The organism is Thiothrix unzii, assembly GCF_017901175.1.
Classification (GTDB): domain Bacteria; phylum Pseudomonadota; class Gammaproteobacteria; order Thiotrichales; family Thiotrichaceae; genus Thiothrix; species Thiothrix unzii.
Map to the genome: position 1 here is coordinate 350584 of NZ_CP072793.1, position 23999 is coordinate 374582.

23 protein-coding genes are annotated in these 23999 nt (G+C 50.3%); 13 read left to right on the forward strand and 10 right to left on the reverse strand.

Going from position 1 to position 23999, the window contains the following annotated elements; translation table 11 throughout:
• Positions 1–6: 6 nt before the first annotated feature.
• A complete protein-coding gene (locus J9260_RS02045; protein ID WP_210219402.1) occupies positions 7–1032 on the reverse strand; it encodes a hypothetical protein in 1026 nt (341 codons plus the stop codon).
• Positions 1033–1230: 198 nt separating this feature from the next.
• Between J9260_RS02045 and J9260_RS02050 the strand changes: the two genes are divergently transcribed.
• From J9260_RS02050 to J9260_RS02075, 6 genes are all read left to right on the forward strand, one after another.
• A complete protein-coding gene (locus J9260_RS02050) occupies positions 1231–2415 on the forward strand; it encodes a PDC sensor domain-containing protein (RefSeq protein ID WP_210219403.1) in 1185 nt (394 codons plus the stop codon).
• A gap of 93 nt (positions 2416–2508) precedes the next feature.
• Positions 2509–3096, forward strand: coding sequence for a superoxide dismutase (locus tag J9260_RS02055; protein WP_210219404.1), 588 nt, complete (start codon positions 2509–2511; stop codon positions 3094–3096).
• A gap of 150 nt (positions 3097–3246) precedes the next feature.
• A complete protein-coding gene (locus J9260_RS02060) occupies positions 3247–4413 on the forward strand; it encodes an aspartate aminotransferase family protein (protein ID WP_246499589.1) in 1167 nt (388 codons plus the stop codon).
• A 63-nt stretch (positions 4414–4476) separates the two neighbouring features.
• Positions 4477–5406 (forward strand): ornithine carbamoyltransferase, encoded by a 930-nt coding sequence (gene argF / locus J9260_RS02065; protein ID WP_210219405.1) that lies wholly within the window; start codon positions 4477–4479, stop codon positions 5404–5406.
• On the forward strand, positions 5406–6191 hold the full coding sequence (locus J9260_RS02070) for an exodeoxyribonuclease III (protein ID WP_210219406.1): 786 nt from the start codon (positions 5406–5408) through the stop codon (positions 6189–6191). The genes argF and J9260_RS02070 overlap by 1 nt, the downstream gene beginning before the upstream one ends.
• 53 nt (positions 6192–6244) lie before the next feature.
• On the forward strand, positions 6245–7804 hold the full coding sequence (locus J9260_RS02075) for an AmpG family muropeptide MFS transporter (RefSeq protein ID WP_246499591.1): 1560 nt from the start codon (positions 6245–6247) through the stop codon (positions 7802–7804).
• Here J9260_RS02075 and J9260_RS02080 read toward each other — a convergent pair.
• The 3 genes from J9260_RS02080 to lptF are packed head-to-tail and all read right to left on the reverse strand — an operon-like array spanning position 7801 to position 11019.
• A complete protein-coding gene (locus J9260_RS02080) occupies positions 7801–8868 on the reverse strand; it encodes an EndoU domain-containing protein (RefSeq protein WP_210219407.1) in 1068 nt (355 codons plus the stop codon). The two genes, J9260_RS02075 and J9260_RS02080, sit on opposite strands and share 4 nt — an antisense overlap.
• Before the next feature lie 16 nt (positions 8869–8884).
• Positions 8885–9952: an LPS export ABC transporter permease LptG gene (gene lptG, locus J9260_RS02085; protein ID WP_210219408.1), complete on the reverse strand. Its 1068-nt coding sequence runs from the start codon at positions 9950–9952 to the stop codon at positions 8885–8887.
• Positions 9949–11019 carry an LPS export ABC transporter permease LptF gene (gene lptF / locus J9260_RS02090; RefSeq protein WP_210219409.1) on the reverse strand — a complete coding sequence of 357 codons (1071 nt, stop codon included), beginning with the start codon at positions 11017–11019 and terminating at the stop codon, positions 9949–9951. Before lptF ends, lptG begins: the two co-directional genes overlap by 4 nt.
• A gap of 68 nt (positions 11020–11087) precedes the next feature.
• Here lptF and J9260_RS02095 point away from each other — a divergent pair, with 68 nt between their 5' ends.
• A complete protein-coding gene (locus tag J9260_RS02095) occupies positions 11088–12017 on the forward strand; it encodes a lysylphosphatidylglycerol synthase domain-containing protein (RefSeq protein ID WP_210219410.1) in 930 nt (309 codons plus the stop codon).
• Here J9260_RS02095 and hemW read toward each other — a convergent pair.
• The 5 genes from hemW to J9260_RS02120 form a co-directional block, all read right to left on the reverse strand.
• Complete coding sequence (hemW, locus tag J9260_RS02100; protein WP_210219411.1) at positions 12014–13162, reverse strand: radical SAM family heme chaperone HemW; 1149 nt, start codon at positions 13160–13162, stop codon at positions 12014–12016. The two genes, J9260_RS02095 and hemW, sit on opposite strands and share 4 nt — an antisense overlap.
• A complete protein-coding gene (locus J9260_RS02105) occupies positions 13159–14007 on the reverse strand; it encodes an ATP-binding protein (RefSeq protein WP_246499593.1) in 849 nt (282 codons plus the stop codon). The genes hemW and J9260_RS02105 overlap by 4 nt, the downstream gene beginning before the upstream one ends.
• Positions 14008–14038: 31 nt before the next feature.
• Positions 14039–14455 carry a type II toxin-antitoxin system VapC family toxin gene (locus J9260_RS02110; RefSeq protein WP_210219412.1) on the reverse strand — a complete coding sequence of 139 codons (417 nt, stop codon included), beginning with the start codon at positions 14453–14455 and terminating at the stop codon, positions 14039–14041.
• 3 nt (positions 14456–14458) lie between these two features.
• Positions 14459–14746, reverse strand: coding sequence for a type II toxin-antitoxin system Phd/YefM family antitoxin (locus J9260_RS02115; RefSeq protein WP_210219413.1), 288 nt, complete (start codon positions 14744–14746; stop codon positions 14459–14461).
• A 64-nt stretch (positions 14747–14810) separates the two neighbouring features.
• Positions 14811–15482 carry a cytochrome b/b6 domain-containing protein gene (locus J9260_RS02120; protein ID WP_210219414.1) on the reverse strand — a complete coding sequence of 224 codons (672 nt, stop codon included), beginning with the start codon at positions 15480–15482 and terminating at the stop codon, positions 14811–14813.
• 117 nt (positions 15483–15599) lie between these two features.
• Here J9260_RS02120 and J9260_RS02125 point away from each other — a divergent pair, with 117 nt between their 5' ends.
• The 4 genes from J9260_RS02125 to J9260_RS02140 are packed head-to-tail and all read left to right on the forward strand — an operon-like array spanning position 15600 to position 18484.
• On the forward strand, positions 15600–16169 hold the full coding sequence (locus J9260_RS02125) for a DUF2058 domain-containing protein (protein WP_210219415.1): 570 nt from the start codon (positions 15600–15602) through the stop codon (positions 16167–16169).
• Positions 16170–16178: 9 nt separating this feature from the next.
• Positions 16179–17819: a ubiquinone biosynthesis regulatory protein kinase UbiB gene (gene ubiB, locus J9260_RS02130; RefSeq protein WP_210219416.1), complete on the forward strand. Its 1641-nt coding sequence runs from the start codon at positions 16179–16181 to the stop codon at positions 17817–17819.
• Between the two features lie 31 nt (positions 17820–17850).
• Positions 17851–18087 carry a hypothetical protein gene (locus J9260_RS02135; RefSeq protein ID WP_210219417.1) on the forward strand — a complete coding sequence of 79 codons (237 nt, stop codon included), beginning with the start codon at positions 17851–17853 and terminating at the stop codon, positions 18085–18087.
• On the forward strand, positions 18077–18484 hold the full coding sequence (locus tag J9260_RS02140; RefSeq protein WP_210219418.1) for a PIN domain-containing protein: 408 nt from the start codon (positions 18077–18079) through the stop codon (positions 18482–18484). Before J9260_RS02135 ends, J9260_RS02140 begins: the two co-directional genes overlap by 11 nt.
• Positions 18485–18562: 78 nt before the next feature.
• Here J9260_RS02140 and J9260_RS02145 read toward each other — a convergent pair whose 3' ends face one another.
• Positions 18563–21178, reverse strand: a complete 2616-nt coding sequence (locus J9260_RS02145; protein ID WP_210219419.1) for an OmpA family protein — start codon at positions 21176–21178, stop codon at positions 18563–18565.
• A 191-nt stretch (positions 21179–21369) separates the two neighbouring features.
• On the opposite strand from J9260_RS02145, the gene J9260_RS02150 reads away from it, so the two are divergent.
• Positions 21370–21783: a hypothetical protein gene (locus J9260_RS02150; protein ID WP_210219420.1), complete on the forward strand. Its 414-nt coding sequence runs from the start codon at positions 21370–21372 to the stop codon at positions 21781–21783.
• A 50-nt stretch (positions 21784–21833) separates the two neighbouring features.
• Positions 21834–23954 carry an OmpA family protein gene (locus J9260_RS02155; RefSeq protein ID WP_210219421.1) on the forward strand — a complete coding sequence of 707 codons (2121 nt, stop codon included), beginning with the start codon at positions 21834–21836 and terminating at the stop codon, positions 23952–23954.
• Positions 23955–23999: the final 45 nt, after the last annotated feature.

A 23999-nucleotide genomic window follows, 5' to 3' on the forward strand; every position in this document is an offset into this window, starting at 1 on the left:
ATTCCCTCACTGTTGCATCCGCTTCAACAAATCTTCCATATTAATATCCGGCACGGGCAATTCTGGCATTGCGTTTGGCATTTGCCCATCCGCAGGTGCGCGTTGGATATTGAAGGTGTGGGTATGAGTTTGCCCCGGTTGTACGGTGAGCGATTTGTAGCCTTGTGTGCCTTGGTAGTTGAAGCGCACTACGAATTCTTCCGCAGGCAAGGTGATTTCTGCCACCGGCACGCTGTTGATTTGCTCAAAAGTGCTGCCATCCAAACGGTTAATGGTGAAATCGACCGCAATCGGTGAGCCGTTATCCGCATCCAGTGCGACTAAACGCAATTTCCCCGCCGCTACGTTGCTAACAGGTGGCATTGGCGATGGTTGCATCGGGGTTGGGTTAATGTTGGTCGGTGGTAAACCAACCGGCGCGGCAGGTGCAGCAGGTGGTGGGTTAGTGGCTAACGGCAGTGCGAAAATTTCATTGACCACCGCTTGGTTCGGCACGCTAATGGTACGGCTAACGCTGGCACGCCCGTCAGCACGAGCGGTGACACGGTAAGTGCCTTTTTTCAGTAAAAACTTGGCGTTGGGGGTACTGCTGGCTTTGCTAATGTTAGTGCCGTTGGGTAATTGCACGTAAACGTCCGCCGGAAGTGGAATGCCATTTTCAGCCGTTTGCAGCGCGATTTCGAGCGTGCCTTCGTTGGCGGTAACTGGTGGTGCGGTCACGGGGGGCGCGACTGCAACCGGCGGAGCAACGTTAACCGGTGCGGCTGGTGCGGTGGTGACAGGTGGTGCAACCACGGGTGCGCTAGGCGGCGTTGGTGCGGGTTTGCTGACCGGGCGCGGTGTGGGGGTAACGTCAGCAGCCAGTGGCTCTGGTTCGTTAATCAGTTCCACTTTGGTGTTATCGGGGGCGATGGCGGTGTCTTGTTGGCTGGACGACGGCACGCCGTTGGCTCCGGGTAAACCGACAATGCCAGACGTGTTGGGTTGTTGCCAAGTATTGAGTTCGGGCGGTTTTTCATCTTCGCTTAACATGCTTTTGATGCCAACCAGCGCGAATATAACTAGGAGACCGATTACAAGGCCGCCAATCAGTCGTTTAACATTTCCTGTCATTGTGTGTTTTACCCTTGGATGGTGAATGGGGTGAGCTTACCAGAAAAAGACCTTTTGCCCCTATTTACGTTCCGTGGTAAATCTGTCTTTTTAGTGGGTACAACAATCAGGTGACGTATGAATGAATCCGCACTGCAACAGTCGATTGCGCAGCAACGGGCTTTGTTGACAGAAACCTTGGGCACGGCGTTGAGCGATTACGCGGGGCGCATTGTGCCGTATTTGGAAGATGCCGAACATTTGGATGAATGTATGCGTAAGGCATTCGCGGCGTTGGATTATTGCAAATACGTGTATGTAATGGATGCGGATGGGGTGCAACTCAGCTCAACCATTAACCGCTACGGCGCGGACAGCGAAGGGCGGCGGCGTGACCGTGCGGAACGGCCTTACATGAGCCATATTCATGATCCGGCGGTAGATTTTAATTTGTCGGAAGCTTACATCAGCCGCAATAAGAAACGCCCGTCAGTGACGGCGGTGCAAACTATTCGTGATGCAGACGGGCGGCGCGTGGGCTTTTTGGGGGTGGATTACGATTTACGCGAGTTGCCGCATTCCAATGTCATGTACGAGGAACCGCGCCAGTGGCGGCAAATCAAGGGTGATCCGGCGATTCGTGACGGTTTGTTTTTACAACACCGTGCTGAAAGTATGATGGATCAGCAATTGGATCATGTGATGTCGGTGCATGAGGCGTTGATGATTGACCACGGTGTTCATCATTGCCAGATTCACTTTTCCAGCAGCCGTTCGACCATTTGGCACGTGGATGACCCGTATGTTTACCGCATTTTGACGATGGATGAGTTGGCTGACCCGAATATGTGTCTGGCGTATCCGCGCCGTCCGTATTTTGAGCGGGCGATTGTGCCACCGGAGGATATTGGTAAAGTTTTAGCGCAATTCAAAGCATTACGGTTTGCGGATGAAACCATTTACCTGCGTTATGGTTCGCTCAATACCGTGAATGGCAAGGTGGGTTTGAATTTTTCCTGTGATGGAACCCATTATCTGAACTGGGATGAGTTTTTGTCGAAAGGCTTGGAATTTTGGTTTGGTTCCGAGAGTTTTCCGCAAGCGGTTGCCCCGGCGGAGATTTTGGATAAGGCGCGTTTGGATGAACAAGTGGATGAGTTAGCCAGCAGCGGTTGCATTCAGGTGAATAAATTATTGTACGCGCTGGAAAAGAGTGACGTTCCTGAGTCGTTGCGTGAGTTCGCGCCTGCTGAACGCGATTACATTTACCGTGAGCTGAAAGCGGTGATGGATGTGTACGAAGGTGGGGTGTGTGGGTTGTGAATCCATGCCTAACGTACAGGCTTATTGCATGATGGAGCTTAAATGCCTATCTTACGCGCTTTACCGATAATCTATTTTGAGGAGTAACGACCCATGACGCACACTTTGCCAGAACTGCCGTTTGCGAAAGACGCACTTGCCCCGCACATGTCAGCAGAAACGCTGGAATTCCACCACGGTAAGCACCACAACGCTTACGTGACTAACCTGAATAACCTGATTCCTGGCACTGCTTTTGAAAGCATGAGTCTGGAAGAAATCGTGAAAGCGGCTCCGGCTGGCGGCGTTTACAACAATGCAGCGCAAGTCTGGAACCACACCTTTTTCTGGAACTGCCTGTCCGCTAATGGCGGCGGTGAACCTACCGGTGCGCTGGCTGATGCTATCAATGCGAAATGGGGTTCTGTTGACGAATTCAAGAAAGCGTTCACTGCGTCTGCGGTTGGCAACTTCGGTTCTGGCTGGACATGGTTGGTGAAAAAAGCTGACGGTTCCGTTGACATCGTGAACATGGGTGCGGCTGGCACGCCGTTGACCACTGGCGATACCGCGCTGCTGTGTATCGACGTGTGGGAACACGCTTATTACGTTGATTACCGTAACCTGCGCCCTAAGTTTGTTGAAACCTTCCTGACTTCTTTGGTCAACTGGGATTTTGCACAAGCGAATTTCGCCGCGTAAGCACAAACCGCTTGACAAGCGCACTAAATTGGTGATTGACAAGCGATTGTTGATTGCCTATAGTCGTCCGCTTCATTTGCAAAGGCAGCCTAACAGAGGCTGCCTTTCGCATTTTTGGCTTGTTGTGGCAGATTTTTTGGAGGTTTTGCCGTGACTCATGCAATTATGCCGACGTATGCACGTTTACCCGTTACTTTCGTTAAAGGCGAAGGCGCACTCCTGTGGGATACCGCAGGCAAGCAATACTTAGATGCACTCAGCGGCATCTCGGTTTGTAACGTCGGTCATGCGCGACGTGAAGTGGCGGATGCCATTTGTGCGCAAGCCAATACCTTAATGCACACCTCAAACCTTTACCACATTGAGCACCAGCAGGCACTGGCGGAAAAGCTGTGTGCTTTGTCCGGCTTGGATAGCGTGTTTTTTGGTAATTCTGGGGCGGAAGCTAACGAAGCCGCGATTAAAATTGCGCGTTTGTACGGGCATCACAAAGGTGTTGCGATCCCGACCGTGGTGGTCATGAGTAATTCATTCCACGGGCGCACCATGGCTACCGTTACCGCGACGGGCAATGTGAAATCACAAACCGGTTTCGCCCCGTTGGTGGAAGGTTTCGTGCGGGTGGAGTATGGCGATGCCGATGCTGTCGCAGCGTTAGCAGGCAACCCCAATATCGTCGCCGTACTGGTTGAGCCGGTGCAAGGCGAAGGCGGGATTCGGATTCCGGCGGCGGATTATTTACCGCGCTTGCGGGCGATTTGCGACCAAAACGACTGGCTGCTGATGCTGGACGAAGTGCAGTCCGGTATGTGTCGTACCGGCAAGTGGTTTGCGTTCCAGCATACCGCGATTAAGCCTGATGTCATGACCTTGGCAAAAGCCCTTGGCAATGGCGTACCGATTGGAGCGTGCCTTGCTGGTGGTAAAGCCGCCAATGTATTTGGCCCCGGCAATCACGGTTCCACGTTTGGTGGCAATCCGCTGGCGTGCAGTGCCGCGCGTGCGGTAATTGCGGTGATGGAAGCCGAACAGTTGGCGGAAAAAGCCGCGAGTTTGGGCGATTATTTCGTGACGCAATTCCGGGCGCAATTAGCTGATGTAGCGGGTGTGCGTGAAGTGCGTGGCAGCGGTTTAATGCTGGGCATTGAACTGGAAAAAGATTGTGCAGAATTGGTAAAACAAGCCTTGGAGAAGGGGCTGTTAATTAACGTTACAGCGGGGAATGTGATCCGTTTATTACCGCCTTTGGTGATTACCCAGGCGCAAGCGGATCAAATAATAACAACCGTGGTGGAATTGGTGCGGGCTTTTGTCTAAGGTCTAAGCCCGCCTTGGAGTGTGACCACCTGTTATCGGGTGGTCAGAGAGAGGATTACTATAATGAAACGTGTCAGACATTTTTTGACCCTGACTGACTTTACCCCCGTAGAGTTGCACGCCGTTATCGGTCGTGCGATTGATTTAAAAGCAATGCATAAACGCGGTGAGGTGATTGATTCACTGAAACACCGCACCTTGGCAATGATTTTCGAGAAATCATCGACCCGCACCCGCGTGTCATTTGAAGCGGGCATGACCCAATTAGGCGGGCATTCGATGTTTTTGTCGCCTAACGATACCCAATTGGGGCGTGGCGAACCGATTGAAGATTCCGCCAAAGTCATTTCGCGCATGGTTGATGTGGTGATGATCCGCACTTTTGAGCAAGAAAAGGTGGAAACCTTTGCTGCCCATTCGCGTGTGCCTGTCATTAACGCGCTGACCGATAAGTTCCACCCCTGCCAATTGCTGGCAGACATGATGACGTGGATGGAACAGCGCGGCTTACCCAACGGTAAAACCGTGGCATGGATTGGCGATGGCAATAATATGTGCCATTCGTGGATGGAAGCGGCGCAATTGTTTGGTTTCCACCTCAATGTCGCCTGCCCCGAAGGTTACGATCCTGACGCAGACATCGTAAAAGCTACTGCTGGTTCTGTGACCTATTTCCGTGACCCAACGGCAGCGGTGAAAGGTGCGGAAGTGGTGGTGACTGACACTTGGGCAAGCATGGGGCAAGAGTCCGAAAAGAAAGCCCGTGAAAAAGCTTTCGCTGGCTATCAAGTGGATGGCGCGATGATGCAACTGGCAACACCGGGCGCGATTTTCATGCACTGCCTGCCTGCTTACCGTGGTTTGGAAGTTTCCGCCGAAGTCATGGACGGGGCGCAAAGCGTGGTATGGGATGAAGCGGAAAACCGCTTGCACGCCCAGAAAGCGTTGCTGGAAGTGTTGGTGTGTGGTTTCCCGGAAGGGTTGCCAGCTTAGTGCGCATCATTTCCGCCAACACCAACGGTATCCGTTCCGCCGCGAAAAAAGGTTTCTTCGACTGGATGAAGCAACAAGCGGCGGATGTGGTGTGTATCCAAGAAACCAAGGCGCAAATCCACCAGTTGGAAGAGGATCGCGCCTTGTTTTTCCCGGAAGGCTACCACTGCTATTACCATGATGCGGAAAAGAAAGGCTACAGTGGCGTGGCAATCTACGCCCGCGCCGTGCCGGATCAGGTCATTATAGGCATGGGCAACGCGGAATTTGATGCGGAAGGGCGTTACATTGAAGCGCGTTTCGGCAATCTGAGCGTGATTTCCCTGTATTTGCCGTCAGGTTCATCTGGCGATGAACGCCAGCAAGCGAAATACCGTTGCATGACGCATTTCCTGCCTGTCATGGAGGCGATGAAGGCTTCCGGACGCGATTGCGTGATTTGCGGCGACTGGAACATTGCCCACAAAAATGCCGACATCAAAAACTGGAAAGGCAATTTAAAGAATTCTGGTTTCCTGCCCGAAGAACGTGCTTGGTTAGATAAGCTGTTCGATGAACTCGGTTTTGTCGATGGTTTCCGCGAAGTGAACCAAGAAGCCGAGCAATATACATGGTGGTCAAACCGTGGACAGGCGTGGGCAAAAAACGTCGGTTGGCGGATTGATTACCAGATTATTACCCCCTCGCTGAAAGGCACGGTCAAGGCTGCTGCTATCTATAAGGATGAACGGTTTTCGGATCACGCGCCGTTGATTTTGGATTACGGGTATCCTTTACAACCCTGAACGATTCCCCGATGATGCAGTCCTAACCATAATACGATCAAAGGAACTGCCGCATGACTGAAAGCTCCACCACACAGCCGATGGGCTGGACTGAATCCCTCCGCACTTTCATCCACCCGCGTGTTATTACCATGTTATTCCTCGGCTTTGCGGCGGGGATTCCGTTGTTGCTGATTTTTTCTTCGCTATCGTTATGGTTGGGCGAAGCGGGGGTTGAGCGCAAGGCAGTAACGTTTTTTAGTTGGGCGGCGTTGGCGTATTCGTTCAAGTTTGTGTGGGCTCCGTTGATTGATAAATTGCCATTACCGTTTTTGACCAAAGCCTTAGGGCGGCGGCGGGCATGGTTATTGGTGGCGCAAATAGGCATTATTTTGGCGATTGTGTTGATGGGGAGTATTGACCCTGCGACGAGCCAAGATAATTTAATGTTCATGGCATTGGCGGCGGTATTGTTGGGTTTTACATCCGCAACGCAAGATGTGGTGATTGACGCTTATCGGATTGAAGCGGCGGAAACCCGGTTGCAGGCGATGATGTCGTCTACCTACATTGCAGGGTATCGGTTGGGGATGATTGTAGCGGGGGCGGGAGCGTTGTTTCTGGCTTCGGGCATGGGGTCGGAAAAAGGGCATTACGTGTACAGTGCTTGGCAGTGGACTTACTTCATTATGGCGGCAACCATGTTGGTGGGGGTGGTAACGACGTTGGTGATTCCAGAACCGCAACGCCAGACAGTGGATAAACACCATTACGCTACGGCGGATTACCTGCGTCTGGTGTTGGTGTTTGGGTGTGCAGTGACGGGGTTTGCGTTGACGTTTTTCTACGGAAGCGATGTGTTTAAGGCGGTCACTGCGCTGGCAGGTAATGATGCGTTCGTGGGGTTCTTGGTGGAAACCGTGCATTTCGCGCTGGCAATTGCGGTGGCAGTGCTGATCGGTTGGGCATTGGTGCAAGCGGGGGCGGTGAACCAAGCAATGGCAAAAGATACGTGGATTGCCCCGATTGCGGACTTTTTCCAGCGTTACGGCTTAAAAACCGCGTTCTTGCTGTTGGCGTTGATTGGGTTGTACCGCATTACCGATATTGTGCCGGGGGTGATTTCCAATGTGTTTTACCAAGATTTGGGCTTTAGCAAACCAGAAATTGCCACAGCGGTGAAAACCTTCGGGGTGATTGTAAGCATTATCGGTGGCTTTGCGGGTGGTTTGTTTGCGACGCGCTTTGGCGTGATGCGCACCTTAATGTGGGGCGCGATGTTGACCGCATTTACCAACTTGGTGTTTGTGTGGTTGGCGTATGCAGGGCATGACGTGCCGGTGATGTATTTGGCAGTAACGGCGGATAATCTGGCGGCAGGTTTTGCGAGTGCGGCGTTTGTGGCGTTTTTATCGAGCCTCACCAACGTGTCGTTTACCGCCGTGCAATACGCGATTTTCAGTTCCCTGATGACCTTGTTGCCGAAAACCATTGGTGGGTATTCCGGCACGATGGTGGATGGCATTGGCTATCCTGGCTTTTTTATCTTCGTGACACTGATCGGAATTCCGGTGTTGTGGCTGGTGTGGGCGGTGGGTAAGCACTTGCAAGTCGAGCAGTCTCCATCCGCCTAAAATCCACTAATCGCTGCTTGGCACGCAGGATCATCGTGTGCTGGCGTTGCATCCGGGTAAAAGGTACGAATCCCGGTGGCACGGCGCACAAACACGGTGGTGAAGCTTTTACCATCATCCGTAATCGGTAACAAACAAGCGGTGCTGTCTTTGCTGCTGCTTGGGTTTTCTGCAAAAGCGCGGGTAACGACCTTGAGCATGTCGCTGGCACTTAGCGTTAAGCCGTAACCTTTGGTCGCATGACGGGCAAGATTACCGTCAGCCGTTTTCAGCGTGACACCCATCGTATAAATGACTCCCGGCACGACTTCGTTTTGACGGTAGTTATCCATCCGGCACGCCGCGCCGCTCTCCTGTAATTGCAAGTAACGCCCGTGAAAATGCAAACCACCGATTTTGCCGCCGTCGAGTTCGCCGCAGAAAATATGGTCAAAAGCTTTGAGCGAAAACCATGCTTCGGTAAGGTCGTTTAGGTAAGCTGCGGGGTCGGTGTGCGCGGGGCGTTGCGCAAAGATTTTACCGCCGGTAAATGCCATGAGGTCGGTTAACACGTTTTGGTGGTTTTGCAGCAGGGTTTTGAACTCGGTTTCGCTCACCGCTTTGCCGACTGCACCACAGGTTTGATCAATGGCGAGATCGAAAGCATCCAGTGTCGGTGCGACGGGGGTAATGTCGGCCGAAGTATTACCTTTGAGTTTTACCGGATTGTCGGTATTGTCAAAAAATGGCAAGCAGCTATCAGCAGTGCCGGGCGGCGCAGCTATTGGTGCTTGCACATTGTCGGCGTAATGCCCACAACTTAGCGCAACCCAACGCTGGCCTTCCGGAAGTTGTAATAAGGCATGAGTCGCGTCATTGGCTTTATTTTCGGCTAATGCGCGGTAAGGTGTGCTGGGCGTGAGTGCAAGTGGCTCGCTGGATTTTTTTAGCGAGGTGTAGGCACTGCAAGCTTGGTCAACCACAAAGTTGCGCGGTTGCGGAAAGGTCATTTGTGCGGCAACAGGGAGTACGCTCACGCTGAACAGGACAGCAATAAGGCTTGCGCCCCAGACATTGATTTTCATGAAATTCCTTGAGTGATTAACGCACGCGCCGCAGCATCCACAACCCACCAGCGAGAAATAACAGCAGTGGTAAAGTTGCCGCTAATAATGGCGGAATGCCGTACACAATCCCCATATTGCCGAGTATGCGGTTGAACAGGAAAAAAACAATCCCAATCAGAATACCGATAAAAATCCGTTGCCCCGCGCCTGCATTACGTTGAAACCCAAATACAAACGGCGCGGCAATAATCAGCATGACCAAGGTCGACAACGGCGTTGTGAAGTGTTGCCAGAAGGCTTGTTCAAAGCGTCCGCTGCTCAAGTCATTGGCGCGTTGATGGGCGATGAATTCCGCCAATTCTTGCGCTGCCAATTGATTAGGTTTGACCGCTGCAATGGTGAGAACTTGTTCGGGAATCAGCTTATCTTCGCGCAGTTCCGCGTAGGTTTCAGGGGTAATGCCGTCGTTGCGCAAGGTTTGGCGTTCCACTTGACGCATGACCCAAGTGCCAGCCTCACGTTCGGCACTCGCTGCGCGGGTAATGCTGGCAATACGGCCTTGCTGCTGGTCGATTTGGTAAATCGTGATATTTTCGAGTTTCTTTTCCGACCATAATTTACCAATATTGATAATGCGCTCGCCGTCTTTGATCCAAGTTCCCTGCACCCCAACGGCTAATTGCTTTTGCTGCATTTGCAGTTTGAAACTGTTGGCGATTTGTTCGGTGCGTGGCGCGACCCATTCGCCCAATACGAAGACCATCAACGCCAAAACCAACCCCAGTTTTAACGTCATGCTCACAATTTGGCGGATAGCAACGCCCGCCGCTCGCATTGCGGTTAATTCACTGTTGGCGGCTAAATTACCCAAACCCAACAAACTACCAATCAAGGTGGCAGTCGGAAAGTAGTCGTATAAGCGACGCGGTGCGCCCATCAATATGTAATACAGAGCTTGGAGATTGCCGTAATTGTTGTTTTGCCCGACATCACCGATCTCACCAAGAAAGGCGAAAAAGCTGTCGAGCATCACCAGCGATAACCAAGTAATCAAAATGCTGAAAAGGACACTTTTCCACAAATAGCGTTCGATAATGTTCATGCGGGTTTCCCGTAGTATTTACGCAATAACCAGAACACGAAGCCTAGCATGACCAAGTGTATCCACCATAAGCCCGGAAAAATCGGAAAATCCCCGCGTTCGACCATGCCGCGCACCGTTGCTAACACGTTGGCGTAAACCGCGTAAATTAGGATAGCAACCGCCACTTTGCCGTAACGTCCCTGACGCGGTGCGCTATAACTCAAAGGAAACGCCAGTAATGCCAACAAGGGTGCGGAAATAATAATGGCTATCCGCCACTGCCATTCGGCTTGCGCACCTGCATCAGATTGCTGCCATAAGGTCTGTGAGGGTATGGAACCCCGGTTGCTGGCTTGTGCCACATCACGTAACGGGATGCGAATCCCGTGTTCATCAAACTGGGTAATGCGCATACCCGGTTCAGCACTGTCGGATTCGTAACGGTAGCCATCACGAATTTGCAGCACCCGCTCACCGTTCGCGGAATCAACAAATAACACAGCGGAACGCGCCCAGATAGCGGTTTCTTGTGTGCCATTTTGGGCGCGAATAAAGAAGCGTTCCATCACGGTATTGCTGGCATCAATATTTTCCGCCAACGCGGTATAGCCGCCACTGCTTGAGCCAGCAGTCACAAATTCACCGGGGGGAATACCAGCGGCTTCTGGGCGTTCGTTAATTTGACGGCGTAAATCGAGATTCTGCTGCTCTACCCAAGGTGAAACGAGCAATACCAATCCCGCCAAAAACAGGGTTAACGGCAAGACAAAACTAAAAATCGCCCGATAAAAGTGACGTGGTGCAACCCCGGCTGCACGAAGTGCCGCCATTTCTGAGTCGCGGTACAGACGGCTAAACGCCAGCATCATACCAATCAGCAGAGCCACTGGAATCAGGCGAATCAATTGTTTTAACGAGCCAAACCATAATAGGCTGCCGAGTAAGTCGGAAGGCAGTTCGCCGGTGCTGGCATCCGCCAACAGGCGCACAAAGGTATTGCCCACAATAATTAATGTCAGCACTAACAAAGTTGCGCTGAAGCTGAGAGCAATTTCTTTGAGGAGGTAGCGGTCAATGATTTTCATCGGATTTCCATAAATCAGCCGTCGGCTTGGGCTACAATCGGTTTTGGATTATACGTTAAAGCAGGTGGATGATGACACAACAGAACCCTAGTGCGCTCAAAGCTTGGCAACAACCCTTGGGCTGGTTGTTATTCCTTTTGTTAGTCGGAGGGGTGGAATACCTGTTGGGTTGGGGTAAGGTCGTTGGTGTTTGGGCTGGTGTAAATCCAACGGCGGTGATGGTGGCTTTTGTATTGCTGTTGCTGGCTTACGGGTTATCTGCATGGCGGCTGTATGATTATTTTCCGCAGGTATTGCAAGGTAAGGGTTTGGCAACTTGGCGGTTATTGCTCACACACACCTTGCGTAGTCAGTTTTTCCCCACGCACACTGGCACGGGCAGTTTTCCGGCTGCGATGAAAGGTGAGTTTGGGATCACTCATGCGCATTCAGTATCAGCTTTGCTGTGGTTCCGTTTTTTGGATATTCATGCGGCTCTTGCGTTTCTCATTTATCCGTTGTTGGTGGTAACGCCATTGAAACGTTTGGCGATTCCAGTGATTGTGGTGTGGGTGGTGTTACCGTTGCTGGTGTATTTACTACGCAATGTTATTGAGGCACGATTTGCTGGGCGTGACGGCTATTTCAGTCAGTTAGTACAGCAAACGGTTTACGGATTGCCGGATAATTGGAGTGAGTTTTGGCGCAGTTGGCTCATGACTTGGGCAAGTTGGATGGTGAAATTGCTGACTTTGGCGTGGCTGTTGGGGCAGTTTTTACCGGATGTCACTTGGAACATGCGCCTCACTGCGGTCGTTTTAGGCGAGTTAGCCAGTGGTTTGCCGTTGTTTATCCCACTGAATGCGGGGTTGTATGAAGGCGGTATTATCGCAGGATTACTGCCAGTAAGCGCGGCGCAACCCAGCGCGATCGCGGCGATTAATGTGCATCTATTCGTGTTGGCAGTGATGTTAGTCGGTGGCTTAGTGGCGAATTTTCTGGGCAAGTTGCGTGGTTAATCCTCCAAAAACAACTGCATAACCTCGTTTAAAAACTGCCAGCCGTGTTCTGTAGGGCGCACTTGCTCTCCGGTTACGCTGAGTAAGCCGCGTTGAAGTGCTTGATCTAAGCCGGTTTGTAGGTGTTCCACGCTTAAACCGGTGCGTTCGCTGAATAAGGGTAGGGCGAAACCGTCGCGTAATCGCAGGGCATTGAGCATAAATTCAAAGTTTAAATCGGCAGTAGTGAGCGTTTGTGTGCCGCTGCGGGCATTGCCTTGTGGCGTGTGTTGCAGGTACTCGCTCGGTTGGCGGTAATTGTGGTAACGGGTCACGCTGCCATCCGCCGGATGGGTGATTTTACCGTGTGCGCCTGCACCGATGGCGAGATAATCGCCAAACTCCCAGTAATTACGATTGTGGCGGCATTGTTGCTGTGGTTGCGCGTAGGCGGAGACTTCGTACTGCTGATAATTTGCCGCGTTGAGTAATGCTTGCCCCGCGAATTGCATATCAGCGACTAAATCATCGTCCGGCAAGGGCGGTGGTTGTTTGTAAAACAGGGTGTTAGGTTCTAGGGTGAGCTGATACCAAGACAGGTGCGTCGGTTGCAAATCAATTGCTTGCTGCAAATCTTGCATGGCTTCGGCTAATGTTTGCTGCGGCAAGCCAAACATCAGATCCAAATTAAAATTATCGAAACCCGCCGTCCGCGCAATGTCTGCCGCACGCAATGCTTCCTCGCGGTTATGGACGCGCCCTAATGCCTGTAAATGCGCGGGGTTGAAACTTTGAATGCCTACTGACAGACGATTGATGCCCGCTTCGCGAAATCCCCGGAATTTGTCTTGCTCAAACGTGCCGGGGTTGGCTTCTAAGGTGACTTCCACATTGGGGCGAAACGGCATCAGGGCGCGGATACCGCACAGCAATTCGTCAATACTGTTCGCTGAAAACAGGCTGGGCGTGCCACCGCCAATGAAGATGGACTCCAGCTTGCGTCCCCAGACGTGCGGTAATTCGCTGGCAAGGTTGGTGAGCAAAGCTTGCACATATGCTGACTCCGGCAAACCGCTGGCGGCGGCGTGCGAGTTGAAGTCGCAATACGGGCATTTACGGATACACCAAGGGATGTGGATGTAGAGGGCAAGGGGGATATGGGTCATGGTTTTTCTAGGATCGGACGCTGAATGATGACTTTGAACTGATTGCCTGCGCGATCGTCAATCAACTGAATTGCCGCGTAATTTTCTAAAGCACGAGGAATGCCACTGCCCAATCCGCGATAAGGCATTTGCCGTGTAGCGTGTGAGGCAATGATCGGATTACGCATATTGGATAAGCCAAAATGAATTTGCTCAATGGTTAAATGATTGGGTAAATGACCGGGGCTAATGATTTCTACCCTGTCGATAAACATCAGGATGCGGATAGGCGCGGGAATAAAATAATCGCGGTGAATAAGGGCATTAACCAACACTTCCTGCAAAGTGATTTCGGGAATTTCTAGTTTGCCGAGGCTATTGATGCCCTGTCCCGCCTGTAAACGGTGCAAGTTACGGGTGATGAAAGCAAGGCTGCGTTCGTATTGATCAAGCAGGCAACCTTCAATATCTTCGCTATCGCGGTAGTGTTGGGAAGCAATGTCCGTACCGTCGATGTAAACCGCTTTTACCATGAACGCGGGGCGGAACTGTTGCGGATTTTTGCCGAACAAAAGCAAGCCCGCTAGGTTTAAGCGTTCCCCATTACTGATATGCAAACTTTTGGTAATTTGTGCTAGATCTAAACCAGATTCTTCCAAGGTTTGTTGGTAGCGGTTTTCAAAATAAACGGCAAGGCGAGTTCGGTGCAGGTCTTGCAAGCTGCTGTCGGGAATAATATTTTCTTCGGCGTACACCAAACCGGTTTCTTGAAACATCCGTTGGATTTCTTCGCGGGCGGTTACGTACTGGCTATCCTCACCTTGGGCTAGGATAGTCTCCAGTTGTTCAGGGGTGAGTGTTGTCATCAGGCTGTTTCCTTAATTCTTCCGAGGCTGTTCACAAGCCAAACCAATTTTCGACGCGGACATCTGCGAATGACGCAAAATCATCTACATTACGAGTCACGATGGTTAAATGGTTGACGATGGCAACTGCCGCAATCTCGCTGTCATATTTACTAGGCGTTAAGCCTAATCGCTTAAGACGTACTCGCTCTTGTGCCAGCCATTCCGCCGCATGTTGGCAAAAGGGTAGAATTTCCAGCCCATCTTCCACTAGCATGGTCATGTAATCTGTCAATTCTTGTTGACGCTGACTTGTGGGCATTAAGTGAATGCCGTGCCATAACTCGTGCCAAACCGTGGCGGAGGTGCAAGCAAAAATGCCGTCAAGTTCCAGTCGGGAAATCACATTTGGATCAGGCAGAGGCTTGGTCTGTTCGGAGAGGATATTGGTGTCCAATAAATAGCGCATGATTTAATCCCACGCCGCCGACCGTGTTTCGTGCTGAACACGAGTACGCTGGTGCAATTGTTCTAGTTCATCCGCTGTGAAACCTTGTGCGTTGGGGTATTTTGCACGCCAGCGTAAATAGGTATTGAATGCCCCTTTGCCAGTATGGAAGGCGCGGTTGTAACGTTCCAATGATACGATCATCGCAACCGGTTTGCCGTGGCGGGTAATTTGGATGTCTTCACCCTGTTCGGCTTTGTGTACCCATTCAGGCAGTTGGTTTTTCAACGTGGAAATAGTAGCGGCACTCATGGCTATTCCTTTCATTGGGATATAGCCATAATATAACAAAAGTAGCCAGAAATTACCGAGTAAATTACTGCCGCTTAATACTATCCACCGACACATAAACCGGCGGGGTACTGCCCTTAAATGGCGTTTCCGGCGGTGGTTTATGCGCCGCAGCGACGTGGAAATAGCGCAAACCGTTAATCATGCCCGAAATTGCCGCGCCTTTGCCTTTCAAGTCGTGCAAAAACGCCGCCAACACGTGCAAAATCACAAAGCCACTGATCAGTACGGCTAAATTGCCGTGCAAGCTGTGCATGGATAAACCTGCCAAGGTATACGGCGCGTTATACACCAATCCTGTAGCACAAGCTGCGATCAACACCAACCACAACAGTGGGTACAATTGCCGCCAAAACGGGTTGTGCGCGAACCAGTTTGGCAACGGAAATTTTCCGAAGCTCAGGTAAAAACGCGCCATTTGCAACAGCCCATCCCACTGCGCTTTATCCGGTAATAACGCTCGCCAATGTCCGCTTCCCGGTAATAAAAACAGCAAAATAATCCGCCCCACCACACTGATTAACAGCAATTGCCCGCTGATCATGTGCCAGTCGCGCCAGAAAGCGTAATCGACATTGCCGTGTTGAATCGCCCAAGCACTTACGATTTGAAACAACACCCCAAACGCGATCAGCCAATGGGTTAACCGCACCCAACCCGACCACACGGGAATGCAGCGTATATTTTCTTGTTGCATAACAACCTCTTTACTTACTGATATGCCGCCATCCTAACAGGAATGTGCGCGGATGCCTTGATCTGCTGCAAAATGGTATACTATCTGCCATCAACCGTTTATCTGATGGATTTCTACATGGCATCACTACACGAGCAACTCCTCAAAGCTGGCTTAATCGACAAATCCAAAGCCGATGCGGCTGAGCGCGAACAGCGTAAAAAAGCCCATAATCATACCGCTAAAGCCCAAAAGAAAGCCCATAAAACCGGCGAATCGTTAGTGGACGAAGCCAAGTTATTAGCGGAAAAAGCCCTGCAAGAAAAGGCTGAACGTTCCAAAGAACTCAACCGCATCCAACGCGAACAAGCCCAACAAAAAGCCATTCAAGCGCAAGTCAAACAACTGATTGAGCTGAATCGGATTGATCGCAAGCACGGAGGTTTGGCTTACCAATTTGCTGATGGCAGCAAGGTGAAAAAAATCTATGTTACTGATTTACTGCAAGATCAACTCGCTTACGGGGTGATTGCTTTGGTCAAATTCGGTGACGGTTATGAGCTGGTGCCGCGCCAAATTGCGGAAAAAATTGCGCAACGCGATGCCGCTTGCATTCTAGTGCAAAACGCGGGCAGTCTGGAGCAACAGGCCGCTGCCGCAGACGACCCTTACGCCGATTTCAAAATCCCTGACGATTTGATGTGGTAAACACCCTAAATGAAACCCTTCACCCGCATCCTGCGTCTGTGGACGATCAACCGTGTCTTTATCCGCCACGGCTTGGACGAACTCGTCTTCAACATCCCCTTCATGCGCCCGCTGGCGTTTGTTTATCACATTTCCCCTTGGAACTGGGGTAAACAAGAAACTCGCCCTCGTGGGGAGCGCATCCGCCGCGCTTTGGAAGATTTAGGACCCATTTTCATCAAATTTGGGCAAATGCTTTCCACTCGCCGCGATTTGTTGCCGGACGACATTGCGGCTGAATTGACCCGTTTGCAAGACCGCGTGCCACCGTTTTCCAGCCTTGAAGCGCGGAAAATGATCGAAAAGGCTTACGGCAAATCCGTCACCGAAGTGTTTCAACGGTTTGAAACCGACCCGCTGGCATCCGCCTCCATTGCTCAAGTCCATGCTGCACAATTGTGGGATGGCAAAGAAGTGGTGGTAAAAGTGTTGCGCCCCGGCATCGACAAAACCATTCGCCAAGACGTGGAACTGATGTATTTAATGGCGGGTTTGCTGCAACGCTACTGGAAAGAAGCCCGCCGTTTGCGCCCGGTGGACGTGGTTGCCGAATACGAAAAAACCATTTTCGACGAACTCGATATGATGCGTGAAGCCGCGAATGCCAGCCAAATTCGCCGCAATTTCGAGGCAAACCCCACCTTGTACGTGCCGGAAATTTACTGGGATTACACTCATCCCAATGTGATTGTGATGGAACGCATTTACGGTGTGCCCGTGGGCGATATTCCGCGCTTGCGCGAGTTGGGGGTGAATTTCAAACGGCTGGGCGAATTAGGAGTGGAAATCTTTTTCACCCAAGTCTTCCGCCACAACTTTTTTCACGCGGATATGCACCCCGGCAATATTTTTATTGACCCTAGTAATCCGAATGACCCGCAATACATCGCGGTGGATTTCGGCATTGTCGGCACGCTGTCTCCAGCGGATAAACGTTATCTGGCGGAAAATTTTTACGCCTTTTTCCAGCGTGATTACAAACGGGTAGCAGAATTACACGTAGAATCGGGCTGGGTTCCGCCTTCCACTCGTGTGGATGAATTTGAATCGGCGATTCGTTCGGTGTGCGAACCGATTTTCAACCTGCCGATTAAAGACATATCTTTTGGGCAGTTTTTGCTGCGCCTGTTCCAGACTGCACGACGTTTTAATATGGAAGTGCAGCCGCAATTGGTTTTGCTGCAAAAAACCTTGCTGAATATCGAGGGTTTAGGCCGCCAGCTTTATCCCGATTTGGATTTGTGGTCGACCGCTAAACCGTTTATTGAACGCTGGATGGATGAGCAAGTCGGGGTGCGTGCTTTGTTCAATGGCGCAAAAGTAAACTTACCGAAGTTCCTTGAAAACCTGCCCTACATGCCGAATATGTTGCACGACATTATGCAGCAAACGAGTCAGCACAAGCTCAAAATGCAGTGGGAATCACAGCAATTGGAAGCCATGCGTCAGGAAATGCGGCAAGCACAGCGTAGTAATCGGCTGGCGATTGTGGGTGGTGCGTTATTGGTTAGCGGCGTGGTGGCATTCGGGTTGTTGCCAGCTATGTCACTGTTGGCAATGAGTATGATGGGTACGGGTGTGGTATTGTTGATATATACTTCCTTGAAATGATTTAAGTGGACTCAAGTAAGAGGTAAAACTTATGTATGCAGTTGAATTTGAAGCGAGTATTAACGATGGAATGTTTAAAATTCCCGAAACATTCCGCAAACTACAGTCTGTAACAAAAGCCAAAATTATCATCATGATAGAAGACGAGTTGGCAATACCTCAAGTGGCAGTGAAAAAGATCGGCTTTATTGAGCGTTTGGCTAATAATCCCATTCATGTTGATAGAGCGGTAAAGTTTTTGTCCCGTGAGGAAGCCAATGAACGTTAAGGTATTCATTGATTCCAATGTGTTTTTGTACACCTTCACCGATAAAGAACCACTTAAGCAGAACATCGCTAAAGCATTGGTGTTAGCTGGACGGCACACCATTTCTGTGCAGGTTGTAAACGAGGTCAGCAATAATTTGTTGAAAAAACTCGGTTTGGTTAATGCGGATGTTCAAGATTTTGTCGATGATTGCTACAGTCGTTATCAGATTGAAAATCTCTCGCAAGCGGTGTTTGGTAAGGCTGCTTCACTCAGGGAACGCTATCGGTTTTCGTATTACGACTCCATCATTGTGTCATCTGCTTTACTCAGTGACTGTCAGGTGCTTTACAGCGAAGATATGCAACACAATTTACTTGTTGATAATCAATTAACCATTCTTGATCCTTTTGCTTGATTTCCAACCAATAAACGCAAAAAGCCGCCGAGTTTCCCCAGCGGCTGATTTCGTTACGCAATTACCGTTTTAGGGTTATTATGTTGCGTTGAAGGTGTAATCTACAGTGATAGTAGTAGGGCAATTCTTCAGTTTGATGTAGAACGTTTTCTTTATATCTGTACAGTATCCATTAGTCGCTGGCGTAAATTTCACATTATTGTCAGACGATACACTGAGAAGACCAGCTAAAACTGGATTACCGTTAGTTCCTTTTGCATAAACTTGTCCCGGAATCTTAGGGTTTTCTGTGCTTGGTGCAAAGGTAATTGACTCAATATCTGTTAAGCCTTTGCCTGTAGGTAGAAAACTAGTTACATCAATAGGTTGGTCTACTGGATTGGAACTACTGTATTGATAAGTCAATGATCCGGTTTTTGATTCATTAGCTGGGCAACTGCTTTCAGGAACAACGATAGTAATTGTCGCTGGTGTTGCTGATTTCACGCCATCTTTCTCTGTGTAATACTGGAACTTGTATGTGCCAGCCACGCCGTTAGGATTAAACGTTAATTCACCTGCATCAGAAATGGTGTAAGTGTAACCTGTTGCACCCGTTGGAACCGATAACACGCTGCGGTCAACAACGGTATAACCCGTGATGTCATCCGCATCGTTAGTTAATACATTGCCCAGTGCGGATGTACCTTTGTAGTCATACGTATCATCTTTCACGGTTGGTTTTGCACCGCCATCGGCTTTCTTAACGGTAACTGAGAAATCAGCACTGTCAGTATCGCCATTCTTATCTTCAATCGTGTAAGTACACTGTTTGGTGCTTTCCGGTGTCGTATCATCTGTAGTGATGGTGAAGTCTTTGCCACCGCTTGTGATGAATTCAGAAACGTCTTTACCATCACACATGACTTTGGTGATTTTGGTGTTACTGTCAGGGCAGAAATCATCGTTTTTGAGCAGGTCGATGATTTTGGTATTGCCTTTAGTAATAACGGTTTCACCATCATCTTTAGCTTCTAAACCCTCGCAAACTTCCGGTTTATTTTCACCACCCGCAGTCGTTTTGTAGGTGTCAACCCGTTGTTTGTGATCAGCAACGTTGTGTAAACCTTGACGTACCCACAGTGGTGGCGTTGGGATCAGCTCTTGCTTCCATACGACTTTCGGGTCAGTGCGTGTTACGCCACCTTCTTGTACGGTTTGGTCTTTGTACTCGTTTTGGTAGCACACGTATTCCACGTCAACCCGGCGATTTTTATGACGCTCGGATTCGGTGTTCGGGTATTTCGGGCTGCTTTCGCCTAAACCTTGTGCCAATAAAGTTTCTGCCGGAAAGCCATTCTTAATCAGGAACTCGCGGACGCTGTTAGCACGGCGTTCTGACAGTTTTTGGTTGTGCGCAGTGGAGCCAATGTCGCAAGTGTTGCCGCTGATGCGGATATTGCCTTCGCTACCACATTCACGCATTTTCGCAGCAACACTGTTCATGCGTTCCAGTGCTTCTGGAGTCAGCTTGGCACTGTCGACTTTGAAGAAGCTATCCGCTTCCAGTTCCATTGTGTGCTTAACCAGTTTGCGCTCGACTTTTGCTGGTTTTTTGATTTCTTCACCCGGAATTTCGGTACGTACCCGGCGATACATTTTGTCCGCTTGCCAAATGCCGGATTCGCTGGCTAAGTCATAGCGGTAGCCTACGCCACCACGCACTTCTGCTTTTTGTTCACCTTCGACATAGCCGCCAGATTTTTTGTAAACGTCAATATTGGCGTTAACGCTGTGTGGGCTGTCGGGGAAGAATTTTTCCACGCCGCCAGTCAGGGTAACTTGTTTTGCTTTGCTTTCGGTGGCGGCTTGTTCAGTGCCCCATTCGTAGTCCAAACCGCCTTGAACGCGCATTTGCTGTTCGGAAATAAATGTACCAACACGACCGCCTACGCCCCAGTCGTAGCCTTTTTCATAAATGGTATTGCCGTTTTTGTCTTTTTGCCCGGTATCAAACTTGTCACCCAAGCCTTTCATGACGCTACCTGACCAGAACATATTTTCACGTTCTTGACCGTAACCCACGGTTACTTTTTTCGCTTGTTTGCCGTCTTTGTCGGATGAGCCGTTTTGGTCATACGCACCAAAAACTTTATTGACGTGTGAGGCTTGACCCGCTTCGTCCTTAGAAACCCAGTGGTAGTTTAATTTCGCACCCGCCCCGGTAATGTGACCTTTGGCATCGTCTTTTTTCGGGTTAACGCCGATGTAACCTTGACCAATAACCGCAGTGTCTTCAGTTTCGGTAAACACGTGGCTCAAATCAGCTTTGCCTTTGAATTCAGAATCAATGCCGATACCAATACGGGTTTTGCCGCCGACGTAGCCAGTATTCAGGCTAGGTGCGCCGGTTTCGGTAGCATCTTCGATGAAACCATCGCTTTCATTGCTCAGTTGTTTGGCTTGTTGCATGGAATCAGGGGCAGCCGCCGCAGCACTTTCCACATTCGCGCATTCGCCGCGTGACGGGTCGCCGCTGTCACAACTGACATCAGCAGCTTGCTCGGTTTCGAGAGTCAGCTCATTTTGCGAAGGAGGGGGCAGTTGTCCGTAAGGCGCATCAATGCCGCCGTCGCCAGCTAACACGGTAGCAGAGCAGAACAGCAGTGGTAAAAGAGCAGCCCTATAGGAAAGACGAGAGTGTTTGTTAGTCATGTTTGTTATCTCTTTTTTTCGTTGCGTGTCTTTGTTATGGCTATGAGACGACACTTGCACGAACTATAGGATGTGTTGCCGGAAAACCACAAATTCATCCGACGAACGTACATTTACGATGGTTAAGCCTGACGGCAGCGTAGCTTTGTTTTATACTTGGTGGCACGCAACTCACTGATAGTGCCACAATCATGCTCAAAACCCTGCAACTCGTTCCGTTATTTGGCGTATTATTCGTCGTTTATTGGTTGGCGGTGAAGGTTGGTTTTTTCCCTGAAAAATTAAATAACGTTTTATTTCATATGCGTCTGCCTTCGGGGTCGATCTGGAAGCCGACATGGGGCGACTTCATGATTTTAATGGGGGTGCTGACGCTTTATGTAGAGCTGTTCAAGTCAACCCGCACTTCGGAAGTAACGATTTTTGACCATTTGTTTTCTACGTTTGTGTTGATTGCCTATTTAACGGCTTGGCTGATTTACGATTGGGGTGGAAACTCGGTGTTTCTGATTTTAGCAGGCATGTCTTTTTTGGATGTGATTGCAGGCTTTACCATAACCATATCAGCCGCCCGCAGAGACCTGTCACTAGGGGGCAAGGGCTAGTGTGCGTCATTCTAACGATTTTAAGTATTGAGATGAGGAAGGTTCCCGTTATGTATAAATTCATTGCCTGTCTAAGCATGAGTTCCGTGCTGGTTACGTCGGCCTATGCTGAAACCTTACAATTTCCAGATCCGGCGAGTGTGCCACCTGAAGTCGTCAGCACTACGCAAGTGACTACGACGACGACCAGTACGGCGGAAACCGCGCCTGTTACAGCTGCAACCACGGGAACTAGTGTTACCGAGAAAACTGAAACCACGCAGGGTTACGTTTATCCCGCCAGCACCACCAGTGTCACCAGTATGACGGATACGGCTACCGCGAATACTGCTGCGACTACCAGCGTAACTCCAGTGACAACTGCGGCGACTACCACGACGGCAGCTGCACCGACTACTTACGGTTACACCTACAATTACGCGCAACCTTACAGTACGAGCGCGAATAACTACCGCTATGGCACACAACCGTTTAACACCGGAATGGGAATGCCGTTTTACAACCCCGGTTACTTCTTGCCCGCGCCGTTGTTTACACCACCGACACCACCGCAATTGTATTTACCGCAAATGCCGAGTTTCGCATGGCCTAACATGGGTGGCTATCGCAACGGTTACGCGACCACTACCAACCAATATTACACTGGTGCGCAACAACAGCAGCCAGCGCAAACGCAGGCAGTAACCTCCACCCAAACCAACACCACACAGCAAATTGATACATTGAATCGCTCCTTGGGCACATTGCGCCAGCAGCAAACCGATTTGATGAGCAAAACCCAAGAAACCTTGTCTGCTCAAGATAAAACCATTGCTGACCTGAAACGCCAATTGGAAGATGCGAGTAAGGGTAAAGGTGAATTGCAGGGCAAGCTAGATGCGTTGCAAGGCGAGTTGGCAACCAGTGTCAAAAAGGCCGAACTCGAAAGCTGCAAAGCTGAAAAAGGCGAGTTGGAAGTCAAAGTCACAGACATGGATCAAAAAGTTTCCGCGATTGCTGAGGTTTCCCAGCAGTTTGCGCAATTGCGCCAGAATTTTGCGGCGTTAGAAACGGAAAAACAGCAATTGGCAGCGGAAAAACAACGTTTAGCCAGTACCCTCGAAACCGAAACCAAAGACGGCGATAAAGACGGTATTCCTGACAAACTCGACAAGTGTTTGGAAACCGCAGCGGGCGTAACCGTTGACGCAACCGGTTGTGAGCCACCCAAAGATGGCGACAAAGACGGCGTACTTGATCCTGCTGACAAGTGCCTAGACACCAAAGACGGCGTGAAGGTCGACGACAAAGGTTGTGATTTACCGCCACCACCACCGACAGATGGTGACAAAGACGGTGTTCCAGACGATGCGGATAAGTGCCTTGATACTAAAGAAGGCGTGAAAGTCGACGACAAGGGTTGTGACTTACCACCACCGCCACTGGCTGATGGTGATAAAGATGGCGTTCCAGACGATGCTGATAAGTGCCTCGATACCAAAGAAGGCGTGAAAGTCGACGACAAGGGTTGTGATTTACCACCACCGCCACCAGCAGATGGTGACAAAGACGGTGTTCCAGATGATGCTGACAAGTGCCTTGATACCAAAGAAGGCGTGAAAGTCGACGACAAGGGGTGTGATTTACCGCCGCCTGCGCCTGTTGATGGTGATAAAGACGGCGTTCCAGACGATGCTGATAAGTGCCTTGATACCAAAGAAGGCGTGAAGGTCGACGACAAAGGTTGTGACGCTATTGCGGATGCGGACAAAGACGGTGTGGCGGATGACGCGGATTTGTGCGCTGACACTGCCGCCGATTCAGAGGTGAACCAAGTTGGCTGTTCCAAAACTGAAAACATCAACCTCAAAGGTGTCACCTTTGAAACTGGCTCGGCAGTATTGACGGCTACGTCTTTCCCGATTCTGGATGAAGCCGCTACCACCTTGAAAAAATACCCCGATCTGAAAATCGAAGTCGGTGGTCACACTGACAGCAGTGGCGACAAAGCAGCTAATGAAAAGCTGTCCCAGTCCCGTGCTGAAGCCGTGATGAAATATCTGGTGGAAAAAGGTGCGAAAGCCGAACTTCTGAGTGCCAAAGGCTACGGCTCCAATACGCCGTTGGCGGATAACGCTACACCCGATGGCAAAGCGCAAAACCGCCGGGTTGAACTGAAAATACTGCCGTAAGAAGAACCCCCTCCTAACCCTCCCCTTGTCAGGGGAGGGAACTTT